The sequence below is a fragment of the Olavius algarvensis spirochete endosymbiont genome, from assembly GCA_900608495.1.
Taxonomy (GTDB): domain Bacteria; phylum Spirochaetota; class Spirochaetia; order DSM-2461; family DSM-2461; genus UBA2779.
The window spans coordinates 25,807-40,816 of record UWYT01000045.1 but is presented as its reverse complement, the minus strand read 5'-3'; the positions used below and the strand labels follow the sequence as shown (position 1 = coordinate 40,816).

Sequence of the window (15,010 nt, the reverse complement as noted above, 5' to 3'; positions counted from 1 at the left end):
GTATACTTCCACTGATTCGGGAGTCACCTGGACAGATCGCAGTATTTCCGATTCAACAATTGCGGGGGACAAGAACTGGAATACAATTGCGATGTCTTCCGATGGATCCAAACTGACCGCAGGTGCGTGGAGAGGCCATCTGTATACCTCAACTGATTCGGGAGCTACTTGGATGGACCAGAGCGATATCAATTCTACAATTGCGGGAAATAGGAACTGGGATTCCATTGCAATGCTTCCTGATGGGTCTAGAATTATCGCTGTGGTAAATGGGGAATACATCTATGGCACGGTTAATCCCTGGTATTAAACCGATTGAATACGAACTGCGGTGCATAACTCCGCCTTTTTCTAATTTGAAGTGGATGGAAGATAAAAAACCTTTGGAACCGGGAATCCAGTTTGAACATAAGGATTGATGTGTCTTCCTTTACTTCTGACATCAAGACACAAAGTCTACGTGGCAAAGCCATGACCGATTCAGGTTGAAACAGATGAGAGTTGAGGACAGGTTTTAGGTCTTAATTGTTGGGAAAAGAAGAGGTTGGTGAAGAATTTTCAGGCAAAATCCACTGACTCACATTGTACTCGACCCCCAGCGTCCGGAAGCGGAAATTGACAATGAATAAATGGCCAGTTAAGCTTTCTGGTGATGAACAGTGAGGTAGAGCACAAGCGTTTACTGATAATGAAAACTCTGAGAGAGTCCGAATTTCCACTGTCCAGCGGAAAGATTCACGAACAACTACTATCCAAGGGAATTGAAATCAGTGAGAGAACAGTTCGATTTCATTTGCAAGTACTCGATAGTCACGGCCTGACTGAGTACAAAGAAAAGAAAGGGCGATTTCTAACCACCAGGGGTCGCGAGGAACTCACTAAGGCACACGTTTACCATCAAGTTGGCTATCTCTCCGCAAAAATAGATGAAATGACCTGCAAGATGAACTTTGATCCTTCCAGCGCTCAAGGCACTGTTCTGATCAACTTCTCGACTATCGATAAACACTATAGAGATGTTATTTCGGATTCCGTGTCCCCTGTCTTTTCATCCGGCCTAGCCCATGGCACCCTGATGTGTCTCTTCGACGAGGGTGAGAGGATTGGTGACTGTTTCGTAACGCAGGGGAAAATCGGTATTGGAACTGTATGTGCGATAACCCTCAATGGCGCACTAATAAAAGCGGGCATACCGATTAGAAGCATCTTCGGCGGACTACTGGAAATTATCAATGGCGCACCCAGCCGGTTTACTGCAATAATCCACTACGACGGCACCAGTCTAGACCCACTTGAAATCTACATATCCAGTGGGATGACAAGCATACTTTCGGCCTGTATTAACGGGGAAGGGCAGATAGGGGCCAGTTTTAGAGAGATTCCCATAGCCGCCCGCGAGAAAACAATTGAAATAGATTCGCTGCTTAAGAGTCGCGGGCTTGGAGGATTCTTGAAACTTGGCTATCCAAGTCAATCCCTGCTTGGAATCCCAGTGGGCGACAAGCGCGTCGGACTAGTGATTGCCGGCGGGCTCAACGCAACCGCACCCCTTGGGGAAAAGGGGATTCCAATAGAATCAAGCGCGCTATCGGGCTTAATTGATTATTCGAAGTTGTTTCACTACGAAGAGCTGACAAAACGTTTATCTCAATTGAAAAAATAACTGCAACGTTGACCTTCGAAGTGGGAGAGATGAATAATGAAATCCCATGAGGAAATACATATTTGTTACTGGTGGAGTATGCTCCAGTCTCGGAAAAGGCGTGGCGGCATCTTCCCTTGGGAGTCTACTCGAGAGTCGCGGTCTGTCTGTTTGCATGGTGAAGATAGATCCCTATCTCAATGTTGATGCGGGAACTATGAGTCCCTTCCAGCATGGCGAAGTGTTTGTAACCGACGATGGCGCTGAAACAGATCTTGATTTGGGCAACTACGCCAGATTTACTAAATCCCCCCTCTACGCCGCGAATTCTATTACTACCGGCCAGATATATCAGGAAGTAATTCGGAAAGAACGAAAGGGAGATTATCTTGGAAAATGCGTCCAGGTAGTTCCGCATATCACTGATGAAATCAAACGAAGAATATATCTGCTTGGTGAGAAAAAGAACACCGATGTCACTATTGTGGAAATCGGAGGCACAGTTGGAGACATTGAATCAATACCATTTCTAGAGGCAGTCAGACAGATTATTCAAGAAAGCTCGCGACGCAATGCGCTTAGCGTGCATGTATCGTTAATTCCAACTGTATCTGGTGGCGAACTTAAAACCAAACCCACTCAACATTCGGTTAAAGCCTTGCGGGAAATAGGTATTCAGCCAGATATTCTTCTCTGCCGTATTGCAACTGAGATGAGCGATGACATGAAACATAAAATTGCCAGCTTCACCAATGTCGATTACGAATGTGTCTTCTCTGCTCATGATGTAAGCACAATAATTTATGATATCCCGATTATATATAGGGCTCAGGGACTGGATAAGATAGTATGTGAACGGCTTTCATTAGATTGCAGCAAGGATACTTTTGGCAATTGGCAGAGAGTTTCCGACACCTGGAAAAATGCTAAGGAAACCGTGGAAATTGCCATGGTTGGCAAGTACATCGACTTGGAAGACTCCTATAAATCGATTGATGAATCATTGATTCATGGGGCTATATTCAATGCCGTCAGAATCAAAATTAGGAAAATTGATTCAGAGAACTTGACTTCGCCAGAGGAAACAGAGAAAGCACTTGCCGGAGTAAATGGCCTTATTATACCTGGAGGATTCGGCCAGAGAGGTATATCCGGCATGATAGATAGCGCTCGTTTGGCGCGAGAACAGCGGATTCCTTTTCTGGGTATCTGCCTGGGGATGCAGATTCAGGTAATCGAGTGGGCTCGCAATGTGGCTGGTTTGAAAGATGCCGACAGTGGAGAGTTCGAACCGAATAGCCCTCACAATGTAATTGTATTGTTGGAAGATCAGGTTGATATCACGCAGTATGGCGGGACTATGCGCCTGGGCAGGGGTGAATCAGTGACTGTTGAGGGTAGCCGGATATATGCCGCCTACGGTAAGAAGAGCATCTTTGAACGCCATCGCCACCGCTACGAGGTAAATAACAGATACAGGACGGTGCTTGAGAAATCGGGACTGATTTTTTCCGCCTTTACACCAGATGGACAGCTGATTGAATCTGCGGAGTGGCCCAATCATCCCTGGGCCGTCGGTATTCAATTCCATCCGGAATTCAGCTCCACCCCTCTGCAGACTGGCTACTTGTTTCGAGATTTCATTGCCGCGGCAGTGGATATGATGCGCACATGACTCCGGGGTTTTCAGAGTAGGTATGAAAGCGACTTTCGCCCATTGTAACTAATCGGCCATCAATTAGTTCTTGTACTTATCGATTGGCTAAGTGGAAAATAATATACCTCAGCTTTCTTGACATTCATCCTGCGTCCTTTTAGTATTTATGGCAATTACTTGCCGCAATCTGCGAGTGCCGCCGCTAATTCAGTATTTCAAGGAGATAGTAATTGATAAGAACTCGCGGTCTTTATTGTTCCACACAGGAACACGATGCCTGTGGTGTTGGGTTTATCGTTCGGATAAACGGTCTGAGAAGTCATGATATTGTAGAGAAGGGTGTACAGATACTCTGCAATTTGAGTCATCGTGGAGCTGTGAGCGCTGATTTGAAAACTGGAGATGGGGCCGGAATGCTACTCCAGACACCCCATAAGTTTTTACAGGCGGCTGCCTCTTTCGAACTACCTTCGGAAGGTGAATATGGAGTTGGAATGATTTTTCTTCCTCGAGATGAAAAGGAACGCCATAAAGCCGTTGAAGTAACCGAGTCGGTATGCCTCGATAAAGGCTGGGAGTTCCTGGGTTGGAGAGAGGTTCCCACGAACCCTGGCTGTCTTGGCGAGCTTTCACGGAAATCGATGCCATACATTAATCAGTTTTTCGTGAAGAAGAAAAACCTGGTGGGAGACTCACTTGAACGATCTCTTTACGTACTAAGAAAACGTCTGGCGAATGCCGGTTTGGGCATGGGCTATGAAACCGAGCAGTACTATCTCTGCTCTCTTTCCTCAAAAACAATAGTGTATAAGGGGATGTTTGTAGGATCACAGTTTCTAACCTTCTATCTCGATCTGCAAAATGAGGATGTGGTGAGCGCCTTGGCCATGGTTCATCAACGGTATAGTACAAACACCTTTCCATCCTGGCCTCTGGCACAACCGTTTAGGTATATCGCCCATAATGGTGAAATCAACACTTTGAGGCGAAACTTGAACACAATGTATGCCAGAGAAACCAGCTTATCATCGGAATTCTTCGGCGACGAGTTGCAGGAATTGTTTCCGATTGCAAACCCGGAGTCCAGCGATTCGGAGATATTTGACAACGTATTCGAACTTCTTACCCAATCAGGTAGGACAATGGAGCATTCCATGATGATGATGATTCCCGAGGCCTTCGGAAGCAAATACCATATGTCCGAGGATAAGCGGGCGTTCTATGAATATCATGCGGCCATAATGGAGCCCTGGGACGGACCTGCGGCAATAGCTTTTACCAATGGAACTCGTATCGGCGCAACTCTGGATCGCAATGGATTAAGGCCTGGCCGATACACAGTAACCAAGGACGGCATGGTAATTATGGCTTCCGAAACCGGGGTTATCGACGTGGAGCCGGGCAATGTATTGAAAAAGGGTCGTCTAGCCCCGGGGAAAATCTTTGTTGTGGACACTATGGCAAGCCGCATAGTCCATGATAACGAGGTGAAGAGCCGTATCAGTCGTAGAAGCCCATATCGCCGATGGTTGAGCGAAGAAAAAATCGAACTAGCCGGCTTGTTGGAGACTCCCAGAGATACAAAATACAATCCTGAAAGCCTGCAGCACACATTGAGAGCCTTTGGTTATTCCTATGAGGATATCCAGAGAATAATTGTACCTATGGCCGTTAACGGACAGGAACCCGTAGGTTCGATGGGCAACGACAGTCCCCCTCCGGTGCTGTCTCAAACACCCGTATTGCTCTACGATTTTTTTCGCCAGCATTTCGCCCAGGTAACCAATCCGCCAATCGATCCCTACAGGGAGAATCTTGTTATGTCGTTGATGAGCTTCATTGGGTGGGAGCGCAATCTGCTAGCAGAAACTCCTCAACACTGTAGGCAGCTCAAATTAGCCCATCCAGTGCTTACCAACGATGACATCAGATATCTTAGGGAGGTTGAGCTCGAGAATTTCAGAGTTCGGACGGTCAGCCTGCTTTTTCCCTCTAAGGGCTCCGCTGGGAGAATGGAAAAAGCGCTTGCCAAGTTATGCACGTCTGTGGAGAAAGAAATTGATGGAGGAGCTTCGCTTGTCATCCTGTCCGATCGGAATCTGGATGAGACAAATATGGCTATACCCGCTTTGCTGGCCGTTTCCGCGATTCATCACTACTTGATTCGCGGGGGCAAACGACATCTGGCGGGACTTCTGCTGGAATCCGGCGAAGTGCGGGAGGTACATCATTTCGCAACCCTCATTGGCTATGGTTGCAGCGGGATTAATCCCTACCTAGTTTTTGAGTCGCTAAGCGAAATTCGCGATATGGGCTATCTTCCCAAAAACCTTTCTTTACAGCACGCGATGGAAAACTACATAACCGCGATTAAGAAAGGCTTGCTCAAAGTGATGTCGAAAATGGGAATTTCCACACTGCGAAGTTACAGAGGCGCACAAATTTTTGAGGCCGTTGGACTCTCTGAAGAGCTTGTAGAGAAGTATTTTACGGGCACTTACAGCCGCATAGGCGGACTCTCACTGCTGGATATAGAACGGGATGCCCAGTTGAGACACAGCCAGTCCTGGGCGCCGGATGATGTTTACAATTATCGTCTACCTGCCGGCGGTAAGTATTCAACAAGAGTGAATACCGATCGCCATCTCTTCGACGCGGAAGCGGTTGTAACCTTGCATGAGGCTGTTCGTAATAGTGATTTCAATACATTTAGAAGATTCTCTGAAATTGTAAATTCCAGGGCGCGTGGTCTTAACACGCTTCGGGGGCTTTTTAAGTTCAAGAAGGGAACACGAATAAGATTGAGCGACGTTGAATCCGCTGAGTCGATAGTAAAGAATTTTACCACCGGAGCTATGTCATATGGATCGATAAGTCTAGAAACTCACGAAACGATTGCAATGGCCATGAATCTTCTGGGCGCTCGGAGCAATTCCGGAGAGGGTGGGGAAGATGAACGGAGATATGTTGCAGGCCCCGATGGCTTAGATCGAATGAGCCATACGAAGCAAGTGGCTTCGGGGAGATTTGGGGTGAATGCCGCATATCTTGCCAACTGCGAGGAACTGCAAATAAAAATGGCTCAGGGTGCAAAACCGGGAGAAGGTGGTCAGCTTCCTGGACACAAGGTGAACCAGCAAATCGCCAGAGTTAGGATCACCACCCCGGGAGTTATGTTGATTAGCCCGCCGCCGCATCACGATATTTATTCTATTGAAGACCTTTCCCAATTAATATTTGACCTGAAGAATGCGAATCCCAATGCCCGGGTTTCTGTTAAGCTCGTTTCTGAGGTGGGCGTGGGCACCATCGCGGCGGGTGTTGCTAAGGGGAAGGCCGACATGGTTCTTATCTCGGGTTGTGACGGAGGAACCGGCGCTTCTCCGCTTAGTTCGATAAAGTATGCCGGTACTTGGTGGGAAATTGGCCTGGCAGAAACCCAGCAGGTTCTTGTAATGAATAAACTTCGAAGTCGCATAAGAGTGCAAACCGACGGCCAGCTCAAAACCGGACGGGATATTGCCATAGCGGCCTTACTTGGCGCGGAGGAATATGGTTTCGGGACGGCCTCCCTTGTTTCGTTGGGATGTGTGATGATGAGGGCCTGCCACACAAATACCTGCCCGGTGGGAATCACTACGCAAAATTCAGTATTGAGGAATAAGTTTCAGGGTAAACCGGAGCATCTGGCAAATTTTATGCTTTTTTTGGCCGAAGAGCTCCGGCTTATCATGGCCGATCTGGGATTTCGAAGGCTTGATGACATGATTGGCCGGGTGGACATGTTAATGGTTGACGAAGCTGTGGAATTCTATCGGGCAAGAGGCTTGGATTTTTCAAAAGTACTTATGCCACCGGAGCAGGTGGATGGCGAGCCACTTCGTTGTACTATGAGTCAAGAGTTGGATATGAGTCTTTCTTTGGGTTCTGAACTGGTGAAGGCGAGCCGGCCCGCCATTGACCATCAAACCAAAGTCACCATGACAAGGAAGATACGCAATTCCAATCGAACTGTCGGAGCCACACTTAGCTATTGGGTTACGAAAAAATACGGATCCCAGGGACTTCCGGAAGACACTATTCGCATGAAATTCGAAGGTTCTGCCGGGCAGAGTTTCGGTGCCTTTCTAACCAAGGGCATCAGTTTCCATTTGATTGGCGAATCGAACGACTATTTTGGCAAGGGTCTCTCTGGCGGCAGACTGATACTTATGCCGTCACATGGGTCTACCTTTTCTGGGTTTAGAAATATTATCGCAGGGAACGTGTGTCTCTTTGGGGCCACCGGCGGCGAGGCGTTTATCAACGGGACCGCCGGCGAGAGATTTTGTGTTCGGAATTCTGGGGCTACGGCGGTTGTTGAGGGTGTTGGCAACCACGGTTGTGAGTATATGACAGGAGGGGTTGTGGTTGTTCTTGGTCCTACTGGTGTAAATTTTGCCGCCGGTATGTCTGGTGGAATTGTCTATGTCTACGATGAGAATCATCTGTTTGATACCAGGTGCAATCTTGAAATGGTGGATGTGGAGCCTATAGTCTCAGATGAGGATATCAATAAGCTGCGCACACTCATAGAGAGACATGTGTTTTACACGGACAGCCTGGTAGGAACAAGGATACTGGCCTCTTGGGATGAAAGTCTTCCAAGTTTTGTCAGAGTTATGCCTCTGGAGTATCGGAGAGCCTTAGAGCTAATTCGGGAACAGGAAACTCAGAATACAGAGAGCGTAACGATTACTGAGGAGATTTTTATCTGATGGGGAAAACTAACGGTTTTTTGGAAACAGGTAGAAGCGAACTTAGATATCGTGATGTTGATATAAGACTGACCGACTATAATGAAGTTACCATCGACAAAACTGTCGAGGAACTGGTAGAGCAGGGCGGCAGATGCATGGAATGCGGCACTCCCTTTTGCCACAGCATCGGTTGCCCGATTGTAAATTTGATTCCGGAGTGGAACGATGCGATATGGCGCGGGCAATGGAAGGAGGCATTCGAACGCCTGGAAATCACTAACAATTTTCCCGAGTTTACGGGCCGTGTTTGCCCGGCGCCCTGTGAAACATCATGCACTCTCTCGATCAATGATGCGCCGGTCACCATCAAGCAAAATGAGCGAGCTATAATCGAAAAGGCCTTTGATGAGGGCTGGGTAATGCCGAGACCCCCCAGAATTGAGTCTGGAAAAACCGTTGCGGTGATTGGTTCGGGACCCGCGGGCCTAGCCGCGGCGCAGCAACTGAGAAGAGCCGGACACAGAGTATCCTTATTCGAAAAGAATCGGAAGATTGGCGGACTTCTGCGTTATGGAATTCCAGATTTCAAATTGGATAAGAGAGTGATTGACAGACGCATAGCACAGTTACTTGCCGAAGGAGTTGTTTTCGAAACCGGTGTGCATATAGGCGACGATATTTCCATTCGCTACCTCCGGAACAAAAATGATGCGATTCTCTTTGCAATTGGTGCCAGTCAGCCGCGCGAGCTTCCAGTTCCTGGCAGAAAACTTGGGGGTATCCATTATGCCATGAACTTCCTTAGCCAGTCTAATCGCAGGGCAAGTGGGGAGATGGAAGGCGGTATCGAGGCTGAGGACAAAACAGTTCTTGTGATTGGCGGTGGAGATACGGGTTCAGACTGTATAGGTACCGCCAGACGACAGGGCGCAAAAAAGGTTTACCAGTATGAGATAATGCCCAAGCCGATGGTTTGGAACGAGTCTTGGAATCCCTCCTGGCCGAACTGGCCCAATATACTGCGCACTACTTCAAGCCATAAGGAAGGCTGTGAACGCGAGTGGAATATTGAGACTCTCTCGTTTGAGGGAAGAAACAATGCGGTGAACAGGGGCAATTTTCGACGTATTGAATGGATGCCGGGAGTTAAGGGTGCAAGACCAGGTATCAGGGCGATTCCGGGGAGTGATTTCAGTTTGGATATAGACCTTGTGCTTCTGGCAATGGGATTTGTGCATGTTGAACATAGTCGAGCCCTGATTGATCAGGCTATCGAGTTTGATGAACGCGGCAATATAAGGACTGATAACTATCATACAAGTATTGAAGGTCTTTTTGCCGCTGGTGATGCTGATGTTGGCGCATCGTTGGTTGTGCGGGCCTTAAATCACGGCAGATTGGCAGCGCAGGAGATTAATCGCTGGCTGATGAAGAATTAGAGCATTACTCCTTTCAGCCACATTGTCGCGTGAAAGCAATCGATGGTCGATGAAGAGTCAACTCTTGTTGACAGGCTCTCTGAGTGACAGGTATAAAATGCCATGGAACAAGATGAGTGGGCGGTGACTGCGGAGCTTGCCGCATTAAAACTTAGCGAAGGCGAAAAGAAGCGGCTTGTCAAACAGGCAGAACAGATGCGGAAGTTGTACTTGAGCATGTCTTCGGCGGTTGTCGACAATCTGGAGCCTACCACCCACGCTTCAGTAGTGAAAAACAGGGTACGGAAAGACGAGGTGAAGCCTTTCAAAGATGTCGATACACTTCTTGATGCCTCAAATGAGCTAGACGATCGGTTCTTCTTAATTCCCAACGTTTTATAGAGAGGTTTTGATGCCCCCGGTAAAGCAACTCTGGTTTTCTGCGCTCAATAAGCCTCACGTTCGAGATAAGTATGTTCAAAGAGTTAGGGAGATTGATAAGAAGATTGGTAGTTTCCTAAGTTTTAAACTGGAGGAACAGGACTGGACTGCACTGGGTCGAAAACCTCTAGGAGGCGTGCCCGTGGCTGTCAAGGACAATATTGCGGTTAGGGGAAGGAAGCTCACGTGTGGTTCACGCATACTCGAAAATTTCGTTGCTCCTTATACTGCGACCGCGATTCGCCGGCTTGAAAATGCCGGCGCTTTGGTTGTTGGCAAAACCAATATGGATGAATTCGGTATGGGTTCCTCTAATGAGCATTCCGCGCTTGGCAGAACCTCTAATCCCTGGGATCTACAGCGTGTCCCTGGCGGTTCCAGCGGAGGAAGCGCCGCGGCTGTTGCCGCCGGCCTAGTACCTCTTGCTGTCGGCAGTGATACCGGGGGCTCGGTCAGGCAGCCGGCAAATTTTTGTGGTATTTATGGTTTCAAGCCGACATACGGCTCAATTTCGCGCTATGGCCTAACCGCATATGCTTCTTCACTGGAGGTAATTGGTCTTTTTGCCGTGGATATCCGTCTATTGGAGACGGCATTCGAGACGATGCATGCGGAAGACGAGTTCGATCAGAGTTCGTTCAGCACCAATATTTCAGGTTCCGAGGTGAAAAAAATCGCCATGCTCGATATCGACCCTGGTATGCTTGAAACTCCCGTGGCTGAAGCATACACACAGGCAGCACAGATCCTGCGAGAAAGGGGATATGTGGTTGAGAAAGTCAATTTAGTGACATTGAAATTTGTTATTCCCTCCTATTATACCATAGCTAACGCCGAGGCCAGCGCGAATCTTGCAAGATTTGATGGAATTCGCTATGGCAGTGGATCGGGATATTCTCAGAATCCGATAAATCTAATCAAAGAAGCACGGAGCAGGGGGTTTGGCGACGAGGTTAAGCTGCGAATCCTGCTTGGAACTTATGTTCTTCGCTCTGGGTTCAAAGATCAGTATTACATCAAAGCGCAGAGGGTGAGAACCTTGATTAGGAAGGAATTGGGAGTTCTCCTAAGAAACTATCCTCTCCTGCTAATGCCTGTTTTCCCTACTCAAGCCTTTCTCAGAGCTGATTCGGAAATGGATAACTATAAGCAGAGACTTTCCGATATCTTCACTTGTCTTGCAAACCTGGCGGGACTGCCGGCTCTTTCGGTACCCATTGGGATAAATCGAGGCCTTCCAACGGGCGTACAGTTTGTGGCGCCCGCATTCGGAGAAAAAAGTCTCTTCGATATAGCCCGGGGTTTCTCGGAAGTATTTCCGGTGCAGTTTCCTCCCGGTGCATTGGAAATAGAGAGGATGCGGTGAATTCATCTCTGAAGATTTTCATTGGACTTGAAATCCATATTCACCTGAAAACAGAGTCGAAAATGTTCTGTCCTTGTTCCGCACACTATGGCGATGAGCCGAATACAAATATCTGTCCAATCTGCCTCGGATATCCGGGGACATTGCCGCTGCTCAACGAGCGTGCGATTGAACATGGCTATCTTGTAGCAAGAGCTCTTGGATGCCGTTTGTCGAATCGCATCTCTTTTGCAAGAAAGAACTACTTCTATCCGGATATGCCCAAAAACTATCAGATATCTCAGCACAATCATCCTGTGGGCATTGGCGGGACAATTGAGGTTGATTTTAATGATCTCGGAGCCAAAAGAATTCGAATTCACAACGTACACCTCGAAGAAGACGCCGGAAAAATGATTCACGCCAACGATGCAACTTTGCTTGATTATAACCGCGCCGGTTATCCCCTACTTGAAATAGTAACTGAGCCAGATTTATCCAGAGGCGAGGAAGCCGAATTGTTTTTAAGAGACTTCCAGCGTCTTGTTCGCTATCTGAAAGTGAGCGATGGGAACATGGAGGAGGGCTCGATGAAGTGCGATGCCAATATTTCCATCAATCTGCCTGGAAGAGGTTTGGGAACTAAGGTTGAACTTAAAAACATGAACTCTCCCCGTTTTGTTCGGCTTGCGCTAGGCTATGAAATAGAGCGCCAATCAAAGCTGTTCAATTCCGGTGGAGAAATAGTTCAAGAAACTCGGCTTTGGAATGAGAATCGCGATATAACTTTGCCAATGAGGCGCAAGGAAACTCCTGATGATTACCGTTATTTCCCAGAGCCGGATATGCCCAGCTTTGTAAGCAATGCCGCATTCCTTAAAAGAATTGAGAATCAATTGGTGGAATTACCCCTGGCGAAGAAACGACGACTCCAAAGTGAATATGACTTGAAAGTTGAGCAGGCCGAGTTTATTCACAATGATATTGCCATGGTCACCTTATTTGAGGACACCGTAAAATCTGGCGCTTCGGCACGCAATGTTGCCGCCTGGCTTTCCTCAGATGTCAGGAAACTGCTGAATCGAGACAAGCGAACTCTTGCGGATACACCGTTAAACGCTTCTAGATTTTCTTCCCTGCTGACTTTAGTCGATCAGGGACGTATCAGCGGGAAAATTGCCAAAAATGTGTTAAAAGATATTTTTTCAGAAGATGCCGATCCTGAATCGATTGTTGAAAAAAAAGGCTGGTTTCAAATCAGCGATCCGAATGAACTTGGTAAGATAGTAGATCAGGTAGTAAGTCAGAATCCGGATGTAATTGAAATCATCAGCGGAGGAGATTCGAAACAGAAGAGCTGGTTGATGGGTGAGATTATGCGCGTCTCCAATGGGAAGGCTGCACCAGAGCTTGCAAAGAAGATTCTTGACGAACGGATAGGTTAGGCCCCTCTTTGGCTGTTCCCCAAGTTGATGGTTGTGCTAATATGCGCCAGAAACAATCTAATCTGAGGAATGAATAATCATGGAAAGAATTCTCTGTGCCGAAGCTCTGAAAAGGAGTGGAATTACCGTGGAGGTGGCCGGATGGGTTCATCGGGTGCGCAATCTGGGAGGCATCGTATTCATTATACTCCGCGATCGTTCCGGTTTCATCCAACTAGTTAGAGATTCCGAGTTCAACCTGAATCTTGAATCAGTTATCCGTGCACGCGGGAAACTAAGCGACAATGCAAAGGCCCCGGGAGGCCGTGAAATTCTTTTACAGGAATACGAGGTGCTTTCGGAAGCCGAGCAAAATCTTCCAATTGCCGTGAATCAGGATCCGGAGGTTCTGGGATTGGAAACCATACTGGATAACAGGATGATCAGTGTTCGCAATCCCAAGTTACTCTCTATCTTTCGAGTTCAGGCTACTTGCATAAGAGCCTTTGGCGACTTCTTCCGTGGCGAGGATTTCACGGAAATAAAGTCGAGCAAGATCATTGGCGGCGGTTCCGAGGGTGGCACAAATCTTTTTTCTATGGACTATTTTGGCAGAACTGCCTATCTGGCGCAGTCTCCACAGTTATACAAACAAACCATGGTTGCAAGTGGTTTGGAGAGAGTTTTCGAAATTGGCCATGCTTATCGCGCCGAGAAGCATGAAACACCTAGACACATAAATGAGTATGTTTCCCTTGATGTCGAAATGGGCTTTATCGACTCTGAAAAGCCTTTAATGGAAATAGAACGCGACTTCATGGCCTATCTCTTCGAAGTCATAGCCAGGGAAAACCAATCAGACCTTAGTGCCTGGAATGCCACACTGCCTAATCCAGATTCGTGTGCAAAAATTCCAATAATCACCTACGAGGAAGCAAAAGGTATAGTTAAAAAGGGAAGCGGCACAAGAGTCATCGATATAAACCCAGAGGCTGAAAGAATTCTCTGTGATTGGGCGGATAGGGAGATGGGTATACCTATGATTTTCATAAACGAATTCCCACGACGCAAGCGTCCCTTTTACACCTATCCCATTGGGCAGAAAACAATGAGTTTCGACTTGCTATTTCGCGGCTTGGAGATTACTACCGGCGGGCGACGCATAAATGACTATTCGATGCTGAAAGAGGCGCTGCCAAAGTTCGGGATGGTGGAATCCGAGCTTGGTTCCTATGTTGATATATTCAGGTACGGCTGTCCGCCACATGGTGGTTTCGCTATCGGTTTGGAACGCATTACCCAGAAGATTTTGAGTTTGGCGAATGTCAAGGAGGCCACATTGTTTCCGAGAGATCGCAAACGAATTTCACCATAGCGGCGATTTATACTTGCCTTCTTGAACAAGCGAGGCAAGGGATGCTTTTACAAGCGCTTTGTCTTCCGGATAGGTTACTCCGAACCACATGGAATCGGTTGGCAGCACCTTTATCGTTATCTGATTTGCCTTTCTAAGTGCGTCGATTTCGGCGGGAATGAGGAATTCGCTTTTTGTCATATTTTTGTGTTTTCCCAGGAAGCTGGCAAATCTGGACTCAAGCATCGGCAACAATGCTGGCGAGAATCCCCAAAAATTCATTGATACTAACTCGTCGGGGCCAATTTCATGGCCGACATCACCTTCAATATACTCGATTTGTCCTGTCTTATTCCTTCCGATTTTGAATCTTTCTGTTATGCGACTGAGATTTCCTGATTTGGATTCACAAACGCCGCGGGTAACATATCCATGGGAGCTCAGTGTATTGGCTAGTCTGTATACAACAAGGAAACCTGAAGGCTTGGATGGGTCTAGCTTGTACAATCCCCGCAAACCCTCCTTGAATGCCTGTGGGCCGTAGAAGTCATCCGCGTTAATCACTACAAACGGGCCTCGAACAAGTTTTGCACAGGATAGAATTGCATGCCCGGTGCCCCAGGGTTTTTTTCTATCCGGTGGAACCAAGAATCCCTGAGGAATGTCCTGAAGTTCCTGATAAACGTAATCTACACGAATTTTGTCCTGGAATCTCGATACGATATCCCTGCGAAATTCAGCATCAATGTCTTTTCGAATAATCAGAACCACCCTGTGAAAACCGGCCTGAATAGCATCATAAACCGAGTAATCAAGGATAATCTCACCATTTGGGCCTACAGGGTCTATCTGTTTTGTCCCGCCATAGCGGCTGCCTATTCCGGCCGCCATGATTATCAGAGTGGCTTCCATTCTTCCAAAAAGAATAGAATGAATTTGGTAATCAATTCAACCCAGGGAGCTTTTGTCGTTTTCCTCGTTCCCGTTCAA

Annotated in this window: 10 protein-coding genes; 9 read left to right on the top strand and 1 reads right to left on the bottom strand. The window is 47.4% G+C overall.

Features of this window, described 5'->3' with window-relative positions:
• The 9 genes from S1OALGB6SA_RS09990 to aspS form a co-directional block, all read left to right on the top strand.
• On the top strand, positions 1-310 hold a 310-nt coding region (locus S1OALGB6SA_RS09990; RefSeq protein WP_230204336.1), incomplete at its 5' end, for a beta propeller repeat protein.
• 342 nt (positions 311-652) lie between these two features.
• Entirely contained in the window at positions 653-1,663 is a 1,011-nt protein-coding gene (locus S1OALGB6SA_RS01045; RefSeq protein WP_230204338.1) for a DUF128 domain-containing protein, read from the top strand.
• Positions 1,664-1,709: 46 nt separating this feature from the next.
• The gene (gene pyrG / locus S1OALGB6SA_RS01040; RefSeq protein ID WP_037562431.1) at positions 1,710-3,317 is read left to right on the top strand and encodes a CTP synthase; all 1,608 of its coding nucleotides are present in this window, start codon (positions 1,710-1,712) and stop codon (positions 3,315-3,317) included.
• 212 nt (positions 3,318-3,529) lie between these two features.
• Positions 3,530-8,056, top strand: coding sequence for a glutamate synthase large subunit (gene gltB, locus S1OALGB6SA_RS01035; protein ID WP_124032265.1), 4,527 nt, complete (start codon positions 3,530-3,532; stop codon positions 8,054-8,056).
• Positions 8,056-9,477 (top strand): glutamate synthase subunit beta, encoded by a 1,422-nt coding sequence (locus S1OALGB6SA_RS01030; RefSeq protein ID WP_037562430.1) that lies wholly within the window; start codon positions 8,056-8,058, stop codon positions 9,475-9,477. Before gltB ends, S1OALGB6SA_RS01030 begins: the two co-directional genes overlap by 1 nt.
• 102 nt (positions 9,478-9,579) lie before the next feature.
• Complete coding sequence (gene gatC / locus S1OALGB6SA_RS01025; protein WP_037562429.1) at positions 9,580-9,858, top strand: Asp-tRNA(Asn)/Glu-tRNA(Gln) amidotransferase subunit GatC; 279 nt, start codon at positions 9,580-9,582, stop codon at positions 9,856-9,858.
• A 10-nt stretch (positions 9,859-9,868) separates the two neighbouring features.
• The gene (locus S1OALGB6SA_RS01020) at positions 9,869-11,263 is read left to right on the top strand and encodes an amidase family protein (protein ID WP_124032264.1); all 1,395 of its coding nucleotides are present in this window, start codon (positions 9,869-9,871) and stop codon (positions 11,261-11,263) included.
• On the top strand, positions 11,260-12,687 hold the full coding sequence (gene gatB / locus S1OALGB6SA_RS01015) for an Asp-tRNA(Asn)/Glu-tRNA(Gln) amidotransferase subunit GatB (protein WP_230204335.1): 1,428 nt from the start codon (positions 11,260-11,262) through the stop codon (positions 12,685-12,687). Before S1OALGB6SA_RS01020 ends, gatB begins: the two co-directional genes overlap by 4 nt.
• A 79-nt stretch (positions 12,688-12,766) precedes the next feature.
• The gene (gene aspS / locus S1OALGB6SA_RS01010; protein WP_124032263.1) at positions 12,767-14,041 is read left to right on the top strand and encodes an aspartate--tRNA(Asn) ligase; all 1,275 of its coding nucleotides are present in this window, start codon (positions 12,767-12,769) and stop codon (positions 14,039-14,041) included.
• Here the strand turns inward: aspS and S1OALGB6SA_RS01005 are convergent.
• On the bottom strand, positions 14,033-14,932 hold the full coding sequence (locus S1OALGB6SA_RS01005) for a nucleotidyltransferase family protein (protein WP_124032262.1): 900 nt from the start codon (positions 14,930-14,932) through the stop codon (positions 14,033-14,035). The genes aspS and S1OALGB6SA_RS01005 overlap by 9 nt on opposite strands.
• Positions 14,933-15,010: the final 78 nt, after the last annotated feature.